This is a genomic window from Spiroplasma endosymbiont of Dilophus febrilis (genome assembly GCF_964030685.1).
GTDB lineage: Bacteria > Bacillota_I > Bacilli_A > Mycoplasmatales > Nriv7 > Nriv7.
In genome coordinates, this window is the sequence record NZ_OZ034912.1 from 194,521 (window position 1) to 214,290 (window position 19,770).

The 19,770-nt window shown below is 25.3% G+C and carries 20 protein-coding genes and 1 other annotated feature; of the genes, 18 read left to right on the plus strand and 2 right to left on the minus strand.

Annotated features, from left to right (window positions below; translation table 4 throughout):
• Positions 1-17 precede the first annotated feature (17 nt).
• Positions 18-761, plus strand: coding sequence for a hypothetical protein (locus AAHF53_RS00900; protein ID WP_342189903.1), 744 nt, complete (start codon positions 18-20; stop codon positions 759-761).
• A gap of 248 nt (positions 762-1,009) precedes the next feature.
• Positions 1,010-1,687, plus strand: coding sequence for a hypothetical protein (locus tag AAHF53_RS00905; RefSeq protein WP_342189904.1), 678 nt, complete (start codon positions 1,010-1,012; stop codon positions 1,685-1,687).
• A 63-nt stretch (positions 1,688-1,750) separates the two neighbouring features.
• On the opposite strand, the gene AAHF53_RS00910 is transcribed toward AAHF53_RS00905, so the two are convergent.
• On the minus strand, positions 1,751-2,083 hold the full coding sequence (locus AAHF53_RS00910) for a hypothetical protein (RefSeq protein WP_342189905.1): 333 nt from the start codon (positions 2,081-2,083) through the stop codon (positions 1,751-1,753).
• 206 nt (positions 2,084-2,289) lie between these two features.
• Here AAHF53_RS00910 and AAHF53_RS00915 point away from each other — a divergent pair, with 206 nt between their 5' ends.
• The 16 genes from AAHF53_RS00915 to AAHF53_RS00990 all read left to right on the plus strand — a co-directional run bounded on the left by AAHF53_RS00915 (position 2,290) and on the right by AAHF53_RS00990 (position 18,273).
• Positions 2,290-2,805 (plus strand): hypothetical protein, encoded by a 516-nt coding sequence (locus AAHF53_RS00915; protein ID WP_342189906.1) that lies wholly within the window; start codon positions 2,290-2,292, stop codon positions 2,803-2,805.
• Positions 2,765-3,514 (plus strand): hypothetical protein, encoded by a 750-nt coding sequence (locus AAHF53_RS00920; RefSeq protein ID WP_342189907.1) that lies wholly within the window; start codon positions 2,765-2,767, stop codon positions 3,512-3,514. Before AAHF53_RS00915 ends, AAHF53_RS00920 begins: the two co-directional genes overlap by 41 nt.
• Before the next feature lie 28 nt (positions 3,515-3,542).
• Positions 3,543-4,907, plus strand: coding sequence for an MFS transporter (locus tag AAHF53_RS00925; RefSeq protein ID WP_342189908.1), 1,365 nt, complete (start codon positions 3,543-3,545; stop codon positions 4,905-4,907).
• 41 nt (positions 4,908-4,948) lie between these two features.
• Entirely contained in the window at positions 4,949-5,518 is a 570-nt protein-coding gene (locus AAHF53_RS00930; RefSeq protein ID WP_342189909.1) for a GNAT family N-acetyltransferase, read from the plus strand.
• A 44-nt stretch (positions 5,519-5,562) separates the two neighbouring features.
• The gene (locus AAHF53_RS00935) at positions 5,563-5,811 is read left to right on the plus strand and encodes a hypothetical protein (protein ID WP_342189910.1); all 249 of its coding nucleotides are present in this window, start codon (positions 5,563-5,565) and stop codon (positions 5,809-5,811) included.
• Positions 5,812-5,938: 127 nt separating this feature from the next.
• The gene (locus tag AAHF53_RS00940; protein ID WP_342189911.1) at positions 5,939-6,817 is read left to right on the plus strand and encodes a DNA adenine methylase; all 879 of its coding nucleotides are present in this window, start codon (positions 5,939-5,941) and stop codon (positions 6,815-6,817) included.
• Positions 6,817-7,395, plus strand: a complete 579-nt coding sequence (locus AAHF53_RS00945) for a hypothetical protein (protein ID WP_342189912.1) — start codon at positions 6,817-6,819, stop codon at positions 7,393-7,395. Before AAHF53_RS00940 ends, AAHF53_RS00945 begins: the two co-directional genes overlap by 1 nt.
• A gap of 536 nt (positions 7,396-7,931) precedes the next feature.
• Positions 7,932-8,004, plus strand: a sequence feature (ribosomal protein L21 leader region).
• A 10-nt stretch (positions 8,005-8,014) separates the two neighbouring features.
• Positions 8,015-8,425 carry a 50S ribosomal protein L21 gene (gene rplU, locus AAHF53_RS00950; RefSeq protein WP_375315613.1) on the plus strand — a complete coding sequence of 137 codons (411 nt, stop codon included), beginning with the start codon at positions 8,015-8,017 and terminating at the stop codon, positions 8,423-8,425.
• Positions 8,391-8,696, plus strand: coding sequence for a ribosomal-processing cysteine protease Prp (locus AAHF53_RS00955; RefSeq protein ID WP_338968835.1), 306 nt, complete (start codon positions 8,391-8,393; stop codon positions 8,694-8,696). Before rplU ends, AAHF53_RS00955 begins: the two co-directional genes overlap by 35 nt.
• Before the next feature lie 8 nt (positions 8,697-8,704).
• On the plus strand, positions 8,705-8,986 hold the full coding sequence (rpmA, locus tag AAHF53_RS00960; protein WP_338968963.1) for a 50S ribosomal protein L27: 282 nt from the start codon (positions 8,705-8,707) through the stop codon (positions 8,984-8,986).
• A 208-nt stretch (positions 8,987-9,194) separates the two neighbouring features.
• A complete protein-coding gene (locus tag AAHF53_RS00965) occupies positions 9,195-10,634 on the plus strand; it encodes a YfcC family protein (RefSeq protein ID WP_342189913.1) in 1,440 nt (479 codons plus the stop codon).
• Between the two features lie 383 nt (positions 10,635-11,017).
• Positions 11,018-11,425 carry a hypothetical protein gene (locus AAHF53_RS00970; protein ID WP_342189914.1) on the plus strand — a complete coding sequence of 136 codons (408 nt, stop codon included), beginning with the start codon at positions 11,018-11,020 and terminating at the stop codon, positions 11,423-11,425.
• A gap of 284 nt (positions 11,426-11,709) precedes the next feature.
• Positions 11,710-14,439 (plus strand): hypothetical protein, encoded by a 2,730-nt coding sequence (locus AAHF53_RS00975; protein WP_342189915.1) that lies wholly within the window; start codon positions 11,710-11,712, stop codon positions 14,437-14,439.
• A gap of 577 nt (positions 14,440-15,016) precedes the next feature.
• Positions 15,017-16,288, plus strand: a complete 1,272-nt coding sequence (obgE, locus tag AAHF53_RS00980) for a GTPase ObgE (RefSeq protein WP_342189916.1) — start codon at positions 15,017-15,019, stop codon at positions 16,286-16,288.
• Between the two features lie 18 nt (positions 16,289-16,306).
• Positions 16,307-17,056: an NAD(+) synthase gene (gene nadE, locus AAHF53_RS00985; protein ID WP_342189917.1), complete on the plus strand. Its 750-nt coding sequence runs from the start codon at positions 16,307-16,309 to the stop codon at positions 17,054-17,056.
• 95 nt (positions 17,057-17,151) lie between these two features.
• Positions 17,152-18,273 carry a hypothetical protein gene (locus tag AAHF53_RS00990; protein ID WP_342189918.1) on the plus strand — a complete coding sequence of 374 codons (1,122 nt, stop codon included), beginning with the start codon at positions 17,152-17,154 and terminating at the stop codon, positions 18,271-18,273.
• Positions 18,274-18,834: 561 nt separating this feature from the next.
• Here the strand turns inward: AAHF53_RS00990 and AAHF53_RS00995 are convergent.
• Positions 18,835-19,764: a hypothetical protein gene (locus tag AAHF53_RS00995; protein WP_342189920.1), complete on the minus strand. Its 930-nt coding sequence runs from the start codon at positions 19,762-19,764 to the stop codon at positions 18,835-18,837.
• Between the last annotated feature and the right edge of the window lie 6 nt (positions 19,765-19,770).

Genomic DNA, 19,770 nt, shown 5'->3' on the forward strand with positions numbered 1-19,770 from the left:
TAAATGAAAGGAAACTTATGATTCAAAAAAGTTTTTTAGAAAAAATAAAACTATATGAATGATTAGTAGAAAGGTCACACAGTTCTAATGATTTAAATAAAAAAGGTATTTATGCTTTATATATTCAGTTGCCAACAGTTAAACTTAATAAACTAATTCCTGTTTATATTGGTCAATCAAAAAATAAAAATGGGATTGGTGAGAGATTTAAGCAACATAAAATTCAGTTAAGCAAACTATTAAAAATGTCACCTCTTGATTATGAAGAGCATATTGAGTCTGGAAAACAAGATGGTAAACATTTTTATAGTAAACTCCATGATTTTGTTAGAAATATTAATGGTAGTATTAATGATATTAAAATTAAATTATTAGAAGAATTTGTTGAACATCCTAATTGTAATGTCAAAAAATGTCAGTGTTTAGATGAAAAAGAACAATGATGAATTAATGAATTTAAAGTCGAATATTTTGGTTTTAATCAATTAGCTTTTGTTATTAATTGACATAAATTAGTAAATTCTTTAAGAAATAATTATTATGATAAATTAGTTAGCAAAAAATTTATTAATGACACGAAAGCGTTAGGGCAAAAAGTTATCGCTAATCATAATGACGAGTATTTACAATATGGTTATTATGATTTTAATTTTACTAATTTTAAAAAATTTTATGTTTGTTTTGAACGATATGTTCAAAATGACAATTGAAAATGAATAACAACATTTGAACAGTTGAATGAGGCACTTAAACAGGAATAAAAAATTGACCATAAAAAAAGGAAATCATAAATGAAATTAATTAAAGAAGGAAAAGAATGCAATTAATTTGTCAAATAATAATTTTATCTCGTAAATAGAACAGTGAAAATATTTTCATTTTGTGAAAATTATATCGTATTTGTATATTTTGGTTGTATGAATTTTTACTTTGTTATAATACTTTTGCTGGAGGTTTTGACAAAGAATGAAAATACAATATAACTGATTAGTACTAACTTCATTAACTTATGACTAATATTATTTTGGTTGTTCAACAATATTCACAAGAGAATGAGCAAAGTATTGATCAGTTAATTTCTCAAACAATTTTAAATAACATTAATGATTTTGCTAATATTAATTTAACATTATTGGCAAAGCAAGCTTATACTTCAACAGCATCAATTATTCGTTTTTGTAAAAAATTAGGTTATAGTGGTTATTCAGAGTTTAAATTTGCTTTTTTACAAGCATATAAAAAGAAAAATCCGACTGAGGATGCTAGTTTAAAAAATTGTTTTTCTTGTAATAATTTTTGAAAGGGTATTAAACATAATAACTTTTTAATTAGTGAATTGAACCAAGAAATAGTTGCCAATTATTTATTAAAGCAACATAAAGTTTATTTGTTAGTTGATAAAGTTATTAGTACTAATTTAAAACCATTTATTAAAAAATTGAATCGTTTATTTTATAAAATTGATTTTTGTTTATTTAATGCTAATGATTATTTTGCTGTTAATAAAGAAAAGTCTTTAGTTTTAGTTTTTGCTAATAATTTACCTAATTGATTTAGCAAAACAGAACACTTATTTGTGCAATTTTTTAGTCCAATATTTGATTTGAAAAATGCTTCGTTACAAGCAAAAAATGAATATGTCCTTTTAGTATTAATTAAATTGTTTGCGATTATTTATTCTAAGTAAGTTGAGAAAAATAACGGTGTTACATATAAATAAGAGTAACACCGCTATTCATTTAAGATAAATTTATTTTTGCTTTTTCTTAATTTGTTTATCTTGTTCATAATGTCTAGTAATAATTTCTTCAATTTTGTGATAGGAGGTAGTTTTAGGATGCTTTTTGTATTTTGTGGACATAATTTTACGATAGGGACTTATTTCTTCTTTTAATTCATTATATAGTGATTTATAAACTTTATCATTAAAGTCATAATTTTTGAATTTTTTTTCACCTATCTTTTTAAGTGTGGTAGCAATTTCATTGTTAATAGCATTTTTTAGTTTATTGTAATCAATAATAATAAAAATAATAAAAGCAGTTATTAAAGCAATTGCTAATGCTATTAGTAAATAAGTCATATGGTTTTGCTCCTCTTTATTAAAATATCTTATTTTATTAAAATAATTTATCAAGCCGTGTAAGTCATATATCGTTTCCTTTCAAATGATTATATTAATTACTAATTATTATATCAATCATTCTAATATTTTATTGGTGGGAATAATAAAATATGCTATTATTTATATAGTTTAAAAAAATATTAATATTTTTTATAGGAGGAATGATGGTGAGTCGCAAGGTTAAAAAGTTATCACCAAAAATTCAGTTATCACAAGAGCGCTTATCTAAGTTTTTAGGTAAACAATATGTATTGTTAACGATTTTTTGAATGATTTTTACAGCGATGTTAATTTATGTACTAATTTTATTTATTCAAGAAAGAGGGGTGGTAAATAATACACCAGAAATTAGTAAACTTTTAAATCAACTTAAAGAGGCAACGCTTACAAATGTTGAGAAACAAGAAATTTATAAGCAATTAATTAAGTTAACTGTTTATCCAATTATTGATTTTTCATTAATGAAATTTGATTTTTTTGGGACAAAAACTGATGTTGTTGATTGAGAAGCGGCTTGGAATGACCGAATCAAAAATATTAATCTTGCTTATTCTTATGTTTTTATTAGTGCGACGATTGCTCTTATTGCTTTATTTTTTTATATATTAATTAATATTAAAAATCTTCGTAGAAGACTTTTTGAAAAAAAAATATCAATTATCAACGGTATATCCCAATAACTACTTTATTTTTAATACTAAAATTTATTTAGATTTTATTACTAGTTTAACAATTGTTTTTTGCTTTTTTAACTTTATTACGACAATAATTGCTATTATTTATGGTATTTTTAATGTTGTGATTTCTACTTTAAATCGCTGAATTTTTAAGGTTGATAGTCCTGCTTTTTTACCACGAAAATGATGGCGCGGTGGTAATTTTGGTTTTTTTGTAATGGTATTAGTTATTCAAAACTCATATACAATTGCTAAATCATATTTTGCAACTCAATTTGATGTTGATATTGATATTATTGTTTCCATAATTATTCCTATTGGAACCATAACTGTGATTGTGGCAATATTTATTCGTAATATGATGGCTGCTAAAGTTACAGCTGTTAAAACAGCTGTTAAAACGATTATGGTAAGAGTAATGGCATTTAAAATTTATGTTCATTCACAAGATGATAAAGTTTTTAGTGATTATAGTTTTATGCGTGATATGCCAATAATAATTAAAGAAAGATTTTTGAGCAAGACAATTAATAATAAACAGGGATTAGAATTATTAGGTATTATTGATGAAACTGTTGAATTTTTTCGTCTTAACATTAAAAAGCCTGATGAGTTAAATTATATGTTATTTCATCTTTTTAATGATGTTCATGAAATCGCAGAAATTGAGGAGATGAGACATAATATTCTAAAAGTAAAATCTAAGAAATAAAAAATAATGAAAATGGAAAGAGATAATAATGAAAAATATATTTAAACCACCGGCTGCTAAAGAGCCGTTTAGTAGTGATTTAAAAACTGTTAATAAAAAGTTTAATTTTTTAAGAAATCAAGTATTTATTGTATCAATTTTAGGTTATATGATGTATTACTTTACTCGAAAATCAGTTGATATAACTGGTAGTCATTTAATGGAAACTGGAGGGTTAAGTACATATAATTATGCATTAATGGGAATGTTTTTTTCAATTACTTATGGATGTAGTAAGTTTATTATTGGTGGTTTTGCTGATCGTAGTTCAGGAAGAATTGTGATGACGATGGGATTACTAGTTTCAGCCATCTTAAATATTGCTTTAGGTGGTGTTATTCAAATTGGTAATGGTCAAATTACGGTTGCTCCATTAGTGGTAATGATTATTATTTTAACAGCATTAGGAATATTTCAAGGTATGGGCTGACCAGCTACTGCGAGAATGATGGCACATTGATTTACTGATAAAGAACGATCACCACGACTTGCGATTTGAAATTCCGGACAAGGATTAGGAGCCGCTTTTGCTCCACTAATTATTATTCCTTTAATTGAATTAATTGACCCAGGTGGTACAATTTATGGGTTATATTACTGAGTACCTAGTATTATTGCTTTAATTTTTTTACCTTTGGTTTTTTGAGGTTTGCGAGACCGACCTGAGGCCGAAGGATTACCAACTGTTGAAAAATGAAAAGGAATAACTGAACATGCTAAAGAAAAAACAGAATTAAAAATCAAAGAAATTTTTGTTAAATATATTTTAAAAAATAAATATGTTTGAATTTTAGCATTTGCAAATATTTGAGTTTATGTTTTACGACAAGGAATGTCTTCGTGAGCAATAAAAATTGCCGATGAAATGCATGGTATTAAGTTAAAAGATAGTAAATGATTGTGGTCATTTTTTGAATGGTCAGGAATTGCTGGTGGAATATTTGCAGCCTATGGTGCTAGATATTTATTTCAAAATCGGAAAGCACCATTAATGATTTTTGGATTAATTATTGGTATCGGTGGTCTAGTTATCTTTCAAAATGCTCCTAGAGGTAATATCGCCGTATTAATTACTGCTATAATTGTTGCTGGTTTTGGTGTCTATATGCCACAGGCAATGATTGGAGCAACAGCAATTGAATTAACGAATAAAAAAGCCGCGGCCACAGCTTCAGGACTTACAGGATTATTTGGATATTTTGGAGATGCTGTGATGTCAAAACCAGTTGTTGCGGGAATTGCTGGTAATGGTAATTGAGACAATGTCTTTTATTATTTCTATGCTTGTGCGATTATTGCGATTATTGCTCTTGCGTTCTTATGAACTAAAAATCAAGATAACAAAGTTATTTAATAAATTTTTGTGTAATAAAATTGTATGAACGAGGGATATAAATGATTAGAAAAGCAAAGAAAAATGAGAGTTTAGAAAATTTACAGCAAATTGCAACATTAATTTATAATGTATTTGCTAGTAAAGATACCTTGTTATTTTTACCACAAAATAAAGTTAGCGATATTCTTTTCTTTCAAGAACAATATTTATTAGATAATCATTATTACAGTTATGAAAACTATCTTGTAAAAGAAGAAAACAATAATATAATTGCGATTGCTTTAATTGTTAGAGATGATGCAATTAATCAATTGAATGCTAATACTTTAAAGATTTGAAAAGATAAGTTTGGCATTACAAATATCAAACTAGAAAAATTAAGTCAGACAGGAGAATTGTATTTAGAAGTAATTGCTGTTCATCAAGCATATCAAGGAAAAGGTATTGGTACCGATATTATTAATTATATTTGAAATCATCATCACGATAATGATTTAACAAGTTTATCTTTAAATGTTTATTTTGGTAATCATCGGGCTAAAGTTTTATATGAAAAATTAGGTTTTAAACAACATTCAATAATAACTATTTATGGTAAGCAATATTATCATATGGTAAAACCTTTTTAACTAGTTTATAATGACAACATAATAATACACAAGGAGGAATAAATATGGCAAAAGATTTAACCAACCTTAAAGAAGTATTAGATGGCCAATTAGAAACAATAAAACAATATCTTAATCAAGGATATACTGTTTTAGTAGCAATTGAAAAGGGTACTAAAGCCAAAATAGCATTGCAAACAGGATATTCCTATTTATTTAAAGCTAATGTGGAGTTAAAAGAAAGCAAAGCAGATGCCGGAACTTGCCCTTGCGGTGAACCAGCCGATACCTTGATTTATATGTGAAGAGAGTAATGCTAGAAATTTAGTAAGTAGATAATTTAAAATTGTTGTGTGAAGCAACAATTTTTTATTAAAAATTTAAAAGATATGAAAAAATATTTTATAATAGATAAGAATTAGGAAAGGTGTGTTGAATCAGATGTTAAAACCTTTTGTTAAGTGAGTTGGTGGTAAAAAACAATTATTAGATGAATTAACAAAAATTGTTAATGAGAATTTTAAAAATTATGAAACTTATATTGAACCTTTTGTTGGTGGTGGTGCTTTGTTGTTTAAACTTTCACCGCCTAGTTTTATTATTAATGATCAAAATTCTGAATTGATAAATTTATATAAAGTTGTTAAAGAAAATCCTCAAGAATTATTGAATTCGCTTCGTATGTATGAAAAAAATAATTCACAAGATTATTATTATAATGTGAGACAATCAGATCGTGAAGCATTTTACAAATTACGAAGTAGTGTTTCCTTGAAAGAAAAAGTTGAACAAAGTGCAAGATTTATTTATTTAAATAAAACTTGTTTTAATGGAATGTATCGTGTAAATTCTAATGGTTATTTTAATGTTCCTTTTGGCAATTATAAAAATCCAAATATTGTTAATGAAAATAATATTTTAATTGTTTCAAAGTTTTTAAATAATTCAAAAAATAAAATTTTAAATGCTGATTTTGAATTTGTTTTAAAATTTGCTAAAAAAAATGATTTGGTATATTTTGACCCTCCCTATATACCATTAGAAAATACAAAAAGTTTTACTAGTTATACAAGTAATGGGTTTACATTAGAAGACCAAATAAGATTACGAGATTGTGCATTGAAATTAATTAATAAAAAAGTTAATGTAATTTTGAGCAATTCATATACAGAAAAAACATTTGAAATATATGATTTATTAAGTTTAAACTCTAAATTTAATTATTTAGTAGTAAATGTGAATCGTAGTATTAATTCTAATGGTAAAAAAAGAACAGGTGCTAAAGAAATTATAATATGGAATAAAAAGGAGGAAAGTTAGTGATAAGAAATGGTAGGGGTGGAGCAAATACTAATAAAACAGGTTTAAGTTTTGAAAATTATTTTCAATTTAAAGAAACTTTAGAAAATGTTGGTTTTATTCTTAAAATTACAACATTTAAAAATATTTTTAAAATTGTAGATAAGTATGACAAAGAATTAGGATATATGGGTGAACAGCCAAATAGCAAGTTTTATGATTTCTTTGATGATTATTTATCAATAAAGTTAGATGAGAAAATTGATTTACAGGCAGATATTGATGTTCGCTTATTTCCAGATAAGTTTTATTTTGATACAGTTGAACAAATATTATATATAATTGAGTGTAAAACACAAACTGTTAGTGGTTCAACTGATGAAAAGATTCAAACAGCCCCATTTAAAAAATATTTTTATTCACAATTGTTATTAAAATACAATATTAAAATAGAGTTTATTTATGTTTGAAATGAGTGGTTTAATCACAAAAGGTATGGTCTTGTTAAAGAATTTTTAAATCAAAATAATGTAAAATATTTTTTAGATGAAATACCTTTAGCAGATTTAGGCCTTGTCATAAGTAATAATGAAGATTAGGACATAAAAAAATTTACATGGACGCATAAAGTTTTGTTAGGTAGATAAATATTTGAATAAGTATTAAGGCAGTCAGCAATGATTGTCTTTTTATTTTATAAGATGTTAAAAATTCGTTCTTTGAAAATTAAATACAAGTGAGTTGGGCGCATAAAGTTTTGTTAGGTGGGTAAAGATTTGAATAATTTTGAAAGAAAAGCAACTAAAAATTTATTACCTTTTTACTTGAAAAATAATTAATAAAACAAAATATTTAATATTAACAAACATATTCTTAATAAAAGGTTATAAAAACTAAGTAAAATGCTTATAAAAACAACATTAAAATAATTTTTTACAACAAAAATCATACATAAGAAATATATACTTAATTTGCATATTGAAATAATTTATAGTAAATGACTATTTTTTCTTTTTTAAAAAATACCTAAGAAAACTAAACGCGACCCAATTTCATATTTTGCTACCGAAAATATTTATTTTAGGTTATAATTATTAATGTTGTAAGTATTGCAATATTAATTTGTGATAACTTTAAACGGTTTCAACCGCACGAAATAGGTTATAAGTAGTTTAATCTCACCTAAATTGGCGAGTCTAAGCTGGAGGGTATGTATATATGTCTGCTATTATTTTAACTGGTGGCAAGCAACTAAGTGTTGAAAAGGAACAAGTAATTTGAATTGAAAAAATCGTTGGTGATGCTGGCGATGTTGTTGAGTTTGATAAGGTTTTAATGATTGATGGTAACATTGGTCGACCGCTTGTACCAAATGCTAAGGTTGTTGGTCAAATAATTAAACAAGGTAAAGAAAAAAAGATTGTGGTTTTTACTTATAAACCGAAAAAAAATAGTAAAACTAAGTATGGTCATCGTCAACCATATACACAAGTAAAAATTATTGATATTTTATTAGATGGAGCAAAAAAGGTTTCTAAAGTTGTTGAAACTAAGTCAAAAGCGGTGCCGACAGCAGAAATTAGTGATAGTAATAATGGTTCGGGTTCAGATTCAAAGACAGCAAAATAATTATTATCAAGTAATTGTTAGTGGTCATTCTGGTTTTAAAGCAAAGGGTCAAGATATTGTTTGTAGTGCGATTAGTGCTGTTGTTTTTGGAACTTTAAATGCATTAGATCGGCAGTGTCAAGATAGTATTAGTATTTCGGTTAAGGATGATATTATTATTAAGGTTTTAGAAGTGGAAGCTGTTAATCAAATTGTGTTGAATACAATGGTTTATCAGTTACAAACTATTGCTGAGCAATATCCACAAAATATAGAAATTAAGGAGATATAATTATTATGATGAGATTTAAGTTAGATATTCAATTCTTTGCTTCTAAAAAAGGTGTTGGTTCTAGTCGTAATGGTCGTGAATCACATTCTAAACGATTAGGTACTAAGTTAAGTGATGGACAATTAGCGAAGACGGGGATGATTATTTATCGTCAACGGGGAACTAAGATTCATCCTGGAAATAGTGTTGGTCGTGGTGGCGATGATACTTTGTTTTCTTTAATTAACGGTGTTGTTAAATATGAACGCTATGGTAAAAAGAGAACGAAAGTTTCAGTTTATAAAAAATAGTCTTTTTCTTTGTTAAATTAAATATTATGAGAAGCAACAAGTTAATTCTTGTTGTTTTTTTGTGCTAAAATATATGCAAATATGTGAAATTAGAAAGGGATACAAATTATGAAGGATAGTAAATATCAATTTAGCTTTGAACTGGGAAAATTCTTAGAAATTAATATTATTAGATGAGTTTTGTTAGTGGCAATGGTTGATTAGCGATATGAAAAAGTGATTTAAATTTAAAATGCCAACGGCATTTACCATTTTATTTTTAATTATTATTATTTTAGTTTTTTTATCTTGAATTCCGGCGGTTGCTAAAACGCCAGCAGGAATTATTGATATTTTTTGAGTTCCGATGGAAAGTTTTACTAATAAAGGTCGGGCATCAATTATTATCTTTGTATTAATTTTAGGGGCTTTTGTTAATGTGATGATGAAAACTCAAGCTTTAGATGCTTTGATTGGCAAGTTAATTTCTAATTTAAAAAATAAGGAGTTGTGGTTAATTCCTATTTTAATGATTTTCTTTTCCGTTTCAGGAACAACATATGGGATGGCAGAAGAGACATTAGGATTTTATGCTTTAATTTTACCAATTATTTTAGCTGCGGGATTTGATGCTTTTACGGGATTATTAATTATTTTGTTAGGAGCTGGGATTGGTGTTTTAGGTTCAATTATTAATCCATTTTTAATTGGTACTGCTGTTCAGGCTGCAATAGATGGTGGAATTGTTGGTAAGTTAGCAGTAACTACAGGAATAGTTTGAAGAGTTATAATTTGAATTGTGATGACAACGGTGGCGATTGGTTTTGTAATGCTTTATGCTTATCGTGTTAAAAAAGATAACCGTAATTCAGTTGTTTTTTCAATGCATAGTGAACATCAAAAAATTTTTAAAAAATCAATTTTAGAAGTGCCATTAACAAAGCGAAGAATTGTTTCATTAATCCTGCTTGCTTTAGCATTTGTAGTAATGATTTTTTATTTAATTGCTTGAAGTGAATTTGGTATTAGTATTTTTAAAGAATTTGGGAAAACAATTAATACTGAAGTGCCATATATAACCAAATTTATTCCGGGAGTTGGTGTAGGTGGTTTATTAGAAGTTTCTTCGTTCTTTTTAATTGCGACAATTATTATTGGTTTTGTTAATTGAAAATCAGAACAAATGTTAGTTAATGATATTTTACAAGGAAGCTCTGCTATTTTATCTGTTTGTTTAGTAATTGCATTAGCTGGTGGAATTACAGTAATTTTACAACGCACAGGAATGCAAGAAATTATGATTGCGGGAATTAAAAATAGTATTGTTAATTTACCACAATGAGCTATTCCTTTAATTTTATATTTTTTATTTGTTCCCTTATCATTTTTAATTCCTTCTGCTAGTGGTTTTGCAACAGCAGTTTTTAGTATTATTGCTCCTGCATTAGGTGTCGGTTTAACATCAGGAGCAATTACTAGTTTTAGTTTAGCATCAGGAATTGTTAATTTAGTAACCCCAACTTCTGGTGTTGTTATGGGAGCTATTGCTCTCTCACATATTTCATATGGTTCATTATTAAAAGGACTTTGACCTTTGTTAATAGTTATTATGGTATTATCAATAGTATTTTTAGTAATTGGTTCATTAATTGGACAACCAACATTTTAATGCCAGAAAGTTGGGTATATTAAAACTTAAAAGAATAATTATTTAATTATTCTGGACGCATAAAGTTTTGTTAGGTAGGTAAAGATTTGAATAAGTATTAAGACAATCAGCAATGATTGTCTTTTTATTTTATAAGATGTTAAAAGTTTGTTCTTTGAAAATTAAATACAAGTGAATTAATAATGTTGGTATGTATTAAGGCACGATAAATTGTGGGTGGTCGCCATAACCAAAAGAAGTTTACCAGTTAATAGATAACATCCTATTAACTATAGCAATTTGTTTCGTTTTGCAATAAAAAAATAAAATGAATTAGTTCATTTTTTAAATTCACTTATTTTTTAATAAGTGAATTTTTATTTTAAGTTTGAAAGGAAAAATTAATGTTACCAACAGTAATTGAAAAAAAATTTAATGCAAGTGTTGAACAATTTAAAAATTATTATAAATATGATATCGGCAATTTACAAAGATTAAAGATGGATTTTATTTTACTTCAAAAAGAAATTGATATTTATCGTCAATTAGAAACTGTTTTATTTGCTAATGAAACTTTAAAAGGTAAATTTGATTTTTTTAATTATCAAAAAATTGATAGCATTAGTATGAAAATTCAAAATTTTATTAGTCAAAAAATCCAAATAAAAGAATATATTGATCGCATTGATTATCGGATTAAAGCTTTGTCAATGAATTATACTAATGATGAAAAAATGGAATTTTTTTCATCATTAAATAATAGCATTTTAAATAATAATTTCATATCTTTTGAAAATATAGGTCGCGTTTAGTTTTCTTAGGTATTTTTTAAAAAAGAAAAAATAGTCATTTACTATAAATTATTTCAATATGCAAATTAAGTATATATTTCTTATGTATGATTTTTGTTGTAAAAAATTATTTTAATGTTGTTTTTATAAGCATTTTACTTAGTTTTTATAACCTTTTATTAAGAATATGTTTGTTAATATTAAATATTTTGTTTTATTAATTATTTTTCAAGTAAAAAGGTAATAAATTTTTAGTTGCTTTTCTTTCAAAATTATTCAAATCTTTACCCACCTAACAAAACTTTATGCGCCCTGTTAAAGAGATACCGATTGCAGATTTTATGTCAAATGAATATTTTGAGAATTTATTACCAAAAATGAAAATAGCACATACATTTTGATTACAAAATAATTTTAAGCTTAACATTGATAGTAATGAATATTTTTTATGAATGGCGCATATTAAAAAGTCAGACATATTGGAAAATCAAACCTTACTAAAAACTCAATCAAAAAAACTAATGGAGTGAGAATTAATAAAATTTAAAAATAATGAATTAATTGAGGAATTTAAAAACAAATTGTTGAATGGCGAAGTTTTACCAATTCTTAAAAAATATTTAAGTCTTGATAATATTTATATGGTACAACAAAAAATGAATCATAAATATAGTAAAAATGAAAAGAATTTTTCCAACTATACACCAATTGATTTTAATGACAAAGATTTCATTTTAACTGAAGATAAATTAATTTGAAATATTATTTGTATTAAAGAAAATAATATAAAAGGTTATTGGCACCTTAAAGAACAAAGTTTAAAAGAACAAAAAATATCTTCTGATGATATTAAGAAATTAAAAGAACAATGGGAAAATAGTTTATGTAGTAATTTTAATGATGAGATTTATAAAATATTTACTACAAAAAATAATAAGAAAACTAATTCAAAACAAGTAGAAATAGCTCAAGCAGAGCAAAAATTTTTTCAATTTTTAGAGCAAAATTTTAATAGGTTAAAATTTAATGCTAATGAAGAAGAAAATTTAACTATATGAAATGCAATGATGACTAATCCAGTTGTTAAAAACCTCATTAATAATAAGATTTTTAAAAATATTGATAAAGAATTTTTAAAAGTTAAATTTTTAGGTTTTTGTAATACTGAACTTAATAAGCATAAAAATTTTAAATTAACTTTAGAACAACAAGTTAATGCCATTAACAATTTTTTATTAGAAGGTGCAGTAAATAAATTTATTCAAGAAAATAATGAAAATATTACTAAATTGTTATTAGATACTGTTGAAGAAAGTGAAATTGAATTATTAATTAATTCATTTAAAGATGAAATTCTAAGTGCTGATTTAAAAATTGCTGAAATAGTAGGAACTGATGGTACTGGTGTTCACTTTAATAGTATAGAATTTATTTTTAATAATTTGAGCTCTAATTTTAATGTTTTTTTAAAAGAGATTAGAACTAAATATGAAACAAAAACCAAAGTTATTTTGAATAAAAATTTTCAAATCAATGATACCAATGATAAATCTTTTATTAGAAACAAAATTACAGAAATTCTTTTTTCAATTGGTAAAAAAGAATTAAATAATACTACTTCTAAAATTATTGATTATTATGTCCATAATGTTTTAGCAACAAATAATGAATCAAAATATGTCAATTTAGTTATGAATGGTCTTAAACTATGCTCAAAATATCCAGTTTATACTAATTCACAAATTAATGCTATTGAAAAAACTAATCAATTTAGTAATCCAAGTTTTGATTCAAAGAATGAAGAATTAACGAAAAAAGTATTGCAATATTTACATAGTAGAGATAGTTTTAAAGAAATGTATAGTGATTATAATATAAAAGGAAGTAGTGACTATGAATATAAGAAGATTCTAAAAGAAGTTAATGATTTTTTAGAAGCATCTGGTTTAAATGAAGCAATTAGAAAAAATGTTGTCAGAAAAGATAGTACGCCACATAGTAATATTGAAAGTATTTCTGGTCCTTTAATTCCTTCTAATAATGAAATTAAAAGTTTAGTTAAAAATTATTTAGTAAGCAAAGAAGTAGCAGTTATTAATAAAGAAATAAAAGAAGAATCATTAACAACATCATATTCTAATATTAAAAAGTATTGAAAAGAATTAAAAAAATGAATAACTGATTACTATTTACCACCACAAATTTATTTACAATTTATTAATGAAAGTATTTATGAACCAATTGCTTGTATTACACAAAAGGCAATATTGAATGGGAATATTAGTAATGATGAGATAAAAACATTAACTAAAAATATTGAAGATTTAAGTTTAGATATTGCTAAAACCATTGTTAATGAATTCGTTAGTGATAATGGTGAAGCAATTAATAAACTTAAAAAATCAATGAATATTGATATTCATTTTAGTAATAATTCAACAGTTGATACTAATCCATATTTTGATTCTAAGACCTTATACAATCGAAGTACAAAACTTAATTTTTTGTATGACCACTTATTAAGGAATATTTATATTACAACTGGTCATTGTTTAGAAAAATCAAAATATTTAGATTTGTTAAATTTTTCAAGTAAAACGATAAAACAGGTAAAAAATTGTAGATTTTCTCTTCTTCAATTCAGTAAACCAAGTCCGATAGCCTGCCTTGGTGATGGTGAATGGAGAAAAACTCGAATTGATTACCCAATTTCAAAAGATCTTGAATGCTTAGACTTACAAAGATTAAATAAATCTAACTGAAAACATACTCAGCATGGTTGTTTTCTATCAAGAAATATTACCGAGAATGATAAATTTATTTGTAGAAATACTAGTGAACTCTTAGCAGTTAATATTAAATTAAAAGACAAGTTATCTATTATTGCAAAAGAAAATACTAGTCAATTTAATATTAAATTACCGCTATCAGATAGTCATATTAAAGAAGACACTGCTTCATTATTAGAACAATCTACTGATAGTTATATTGATGAAGACACTGTTTCAATGTCATATTCAACATATAATCCCTAAACCGATAAAGTTTTACAAGGTAAGGAAAACCGAGCAAAATTTTATCAAGAGTTTCAAGAAGAAGGAAAATTAATAGCTTCTAGCAAAGAAAGTTTTCAAACTAAAAATGATAGTTTTAATGTTAATCAAGAAGAAGAGAACAAAGATATTAAATATTTACAAGAACTAGAAGAGATATTTATACAACAAAAAAATAAGAAAGAAGATGAACAATCATTAATAAATAGTAGATTAGAAAAGAGGCAAGAACAAATAGCAGAATCACAAATTAGTAATTGTGTAAATTTACAACAAAATCTTGCTGAACAAACTGCTAAGATCGCACAAAGTAAAAATCAAAAACTTCGTGAAGAAGAAAAATTAAAACAAGAGCAAGAAATTCGAAGACAGCTAAATAACCAAGCACGATTAAAAAAACTACAGGAAGAAAATAAGCAAAAAGCAATAACAAAGCGAAAAACAAGACAATTGGAACCTGCTTAAAATATTTAGTAAATATTATCCTTTAAAAAGAAAACATTTTTTTATGTTAAAATATTATTGATTTGATTTTTTTTAAAAGACTAGGATGATATGAATGAAATTTATTGATAAGATTACAATTAAAGTTAAAGCTGGCAAAGGTGGTGATGGTGCTGTTGCTTTTCGTCGTGAATTATATGTTCCAAAAGGTGGGCCGGCTGGTGGTGATGGCGGTAATGGTGGTAACATTATTTTTATTGGCGATGAAGGAATAAATACATTATTAGAATTAAACTATCAAAAAGAAATTAAAGGTGTTGATGGTGAAAATGGGCAACATAAAAATATGCACGGTAAAAATGCTAAAAATACTTATATTAGTGTTCCCTTAGGTACTATTATTTATGATGCTTTAAATAAAGAAGAAATTGGTGATATTGTTACTAACAAACAAGAAGTTATTGTTGCGGATGGTGGTCGTGGAGGTAAAGGAAATAGTCGGTTTGCTAATTCCAGAAATCGTGCTCCGACAATATTTACTCGTGGTGATTTAGGCGATGAAAAAGAAATTACTTGTGAATTAAAATTATTAGCAGATGTCGGGATTGTTGGTATGCCTAATGCTGGGAAGTCTACTTTATTAGGAACTATTTCTCACGCTAAACCACAAATTGGTGATTTTCCTTTTACAACTTTAACCCCGCAATTAGGTGTAGTTAAACATCAAAACTTTTCTTTTGTAGTTGCTGATTTACCAGGATTAATTGCAGGTGCTAGTTTAGGAAAAGGTTTAGGATATGAATTTTTACGGCATATTGAACGATGCCGGTTATTAGTTCATCTTATTGATATTAGTTTACCCAATGCTTATGATAATTATTCAGTGATTCAAAAAGAACTTAAAGATTATAATTTACAATTAGAAAATAAGCAACAAATAGTTGTTGCTAGTAAAATGGATCAAGTTGATGCTTCTCGTAATTTAGAACTTTTTAGTAAGCAAATTAAACAAAAAGTTTACTCAATTTCTGCTTGAACTAGAGAAGGAATTGAATCATTAGTTCATATTATTCATAGGCAATTGCAAACTATTAAAAAAATACCAGAATTAAAGCAAGAAATGGCACCAACAATCTATCGTTTTACACCAACAAACGAAGAAGTCATTGTTGAAAATTTAGGAAATGGTCATTGAAAAGTAATTGGTGCTAGTGTGCATCGCATTTATCACAAATTTCCATTAACAACACATGATAATTTATTATTATTTAATCAGAAGTTACGAGATTTAGGAGTTTTTAAAATTCTCGTTAAAAAAGGCATTCAAAAAGGGGATACAATTAAAATTTTTGATTATGAGTTGCAATGACTTGACGAAAATTTTTAAGTGAAAGGATATTAATTAATGGAATTACAGAAATATTTAGATTATTTAGTTCAATGATTACAAGAACAAGTAAAATTAGCTAATGCTAAAGGATTAATTGTTGGTGTATCTGGTGGTATTGATTCAGCCGTTACTGTTGCTTTGATTAAAAAAGCAATGCCAGATAACCATTTAGCTGTTTTTATGCCTTGCTATTCATCAAGTAATGATGAAATTTTAGTAAAAAAATTAGTAGCGACATTAGATTTAAAATTACAAATTATTAATTTAGAGTCAGCTTATAATGAATTACAAAATAACTTTAATTGACACGATGGTTTATCATCATTGCAACAAAAAGCATTAGTTAATTGTAAACCTCGTCTCCGAATGACTTCTTTATATGCCTTAGCACAAGCAAATGAATATTTAGTTGTCGGCACTAGTAACTTTGATGAATGATATACAGGTTATTTTACTAAACATGGTGATAGTGCTTGTGATATTTTACCATTAATTCATTTATTAAAAAGTCAAATAAATACGGCTGCTAAGTTATTAAATATTCCGCAAGAAATTATTAATCAGCCTCCATCAGCAGGTTTATGAGCAGGGCAAACTGATGAAAAAGAGATGGGAATAACTTATGCTGAGTTAGATAACTTTTTAAACGGTCAAGAGAAATTGTTAGATAATAATATTGTTAATAAAATTAAGATGATGCACAAAAATACTGAACATAAGCGAAAATCAGCAATTATTCCTAAAAAATTTATTTTTAAAAATTAGTCAAATATTAGTAAATAAAAATAATATGTGCTATACTGAAAAAAATGTAAATTAAAAAATATTGACTAAATTTACATTTCGATGAGGTGAAATATATGAAATTAATGAATATGCAAAAGTTATTAAAGTTAATGGCGACAATAACAATTATTAGTGGGCCATTATTACCAGCAATAGCTTGTAGTAATAATGCTAATGATTACATTATTACCACAAATGGGATTAATGTTAGTACTTTAGATGTTAATAAATCAAAATTAATTGCTAAGTCGCTAATTTTGGCACGAACTAAACAATGAAATCCAAATGAGATTTTAAAAAGGGCGTTACAAAATAATTTTAAAGATTTAAATGACTACTTTGTTGATGATACAATTAAAAATTTAGTATTAACAAAAGAACATCATAATTTTTCAAAACCGGACTATCAAGTACCTAAAACTTTAGAAGTTGCTGGTTTTAATATTTTAGAAAAAATAAAAGCAGTTTTACAAGAGTTTATTAAAAATAATGATTTTGAAATTAAGAATTTTATGGAAAAATTATTAGAACAGTTATTAGGTTTATTAAATAGTGAGCAAATTGCTATTCATATTCCAGATATTAAAGCAATTCTAACAACACAATATCAAGATATCGTTGTTGCTATTAAGAGTGGTATTGATACTAATAAAAAATTCATTACTGATAAAAAAACATTTGGTGAAATTTTTGCGGATATAAAACATAATAAAATTATAGAAGATAATATTATTAGTAAATTTTTAAAAATTCAGAATAAATCAATAGAAATTAAAGATATTGCGATTTTAATAAAAACAATAATTACTTATGTGCCAATATTAATAACTTTTATGATTAATTTTGCTGAAAAATTAGAAAATGGTTTTAATGAAGGAATAATTAATGATTTAAAAGCAAAACCATATCAAGGTTTATTAGATAATAAAGACCAACCGTTTACTTTACAAAATATCAAGAATACTTTTAAAAATATTTTTGGAGTTAATAAGAAAAAAGTCGATTTTTTAATAAAATTAATATCTGATTCAAGTTTACCATTTAATTCTATATTTATGGCTTTACAAGGTGTTGTTGGTGAAAAAGAGTTCAATAATTTTTATCAAAATTTGAATGGTGATGAGCTTGATAATGATTTTATCGCAATAATTGATCAATTGCTTTTAAAATTACCTAAAGTGGATGAGGGCGCATAAAGTTTTGTTAGGTGGGTAAAGATTTGAATAATTTTGAAAGAAAAGCAACTAAAAATTTATTACCTTTTTACTTGAAAAATAATTAATAAAACAAAATATTTAATATTAACAAACATATTCTTAATAAAAGGTTATAAAAACTAAGTAAAATGCTTATAAAAACAACATTAAAATAATTTTTTACAACAAAAATCATACATAAGAAATATATGGGCGCATAAAGTTTTGTTAGGTGGGTAAAGATTTGAATAATTTTGAAAGAAAAGCAACTAAAAATTTATTACCTTTTTACTTGAAAAATAATTAATAAAACAAAATATTTAATATTAACAAACATATTCTTAATAAAAGGTTATAAAAACTAAGTAAAATGCTTATAAAAACAACATTAAAATAATTTTTTACAACAAAAATCATACATAAGAAATATATACTTAATTTGCATATTGAAATAATTTATAGTAAATGACTATTTTTTCTTTTTTAAAAAATACCTAAGAAAACTAAACGCGACCGAAATATATACTTAATTTGCATATTGAAATAATTTATAGTAAATGACTATTTTTTCTTTTTTAAAAAATACCTAAGAAAACTAAACGCGACCTTAACTTCTTTCATTTTAGTTAAATGTAAAGTATTTTGATAAAATTCTAAGCGTTGTTTTTTAAGTTCCTTATTATCATTGCCAGAAATAATTGCATTTAAATCGCGAATGTTTTCTTTACTATAAAAGTCATATATTGCCTTAGTTATATGATAATAATCAATTTGTTGCTGTGCTAATTTTTCTTTAAATAATAATGTTTCCTTAATTTTAGCAATTGAATACCGTTGTTGACTATCTTTAAATTTAATTTCAATGCTATTAGCAATAGTAGAAATTAAAGAATAGGGCATTCCCCCTAATAAAAATAAACTACAGAAAATAAAACCAATTAATAATACCGTTTGCACAGTCAAAAATGTGGCAATAAAAATAATACCACTAGATGCCAAAAAAGATACAAAGATTGAAAAAAGAAAAAGTTCTAATATTAATTTTTCAAAAGATAACTTAAAATCATTTTTATTACCAATTAATGCCATAATCTGAATTAAAATTCAAACAAATCCCAGATTAATAATGATAAAAACTAAAATTAAAAATCAAATTGTTAATACTTTCAAAATAAATATTTGTAATCGTGAATAAGGACGCGAAATTAATAATAAATATGTCCCATCACTAAACTCGCGACCAAAAATCTTTATTATTAGCAAAATAAATAGTAATAAAATAATGTTTGTAAAAATTAAAACGCCATATTGAAAATTAATAATAACAGCATTAACATTATTAGCACTAAAAAAGACAAACGCTATTAATACGGTAAATATTATTAATGAAACGCTTAATAAAAATCATACTGCTAACATTTTTCTAACTTTAAAAATCGCAAATAAACAAATTGATAAATATGAACTATTTTTATTATTTATTGTTGTCATTAAATA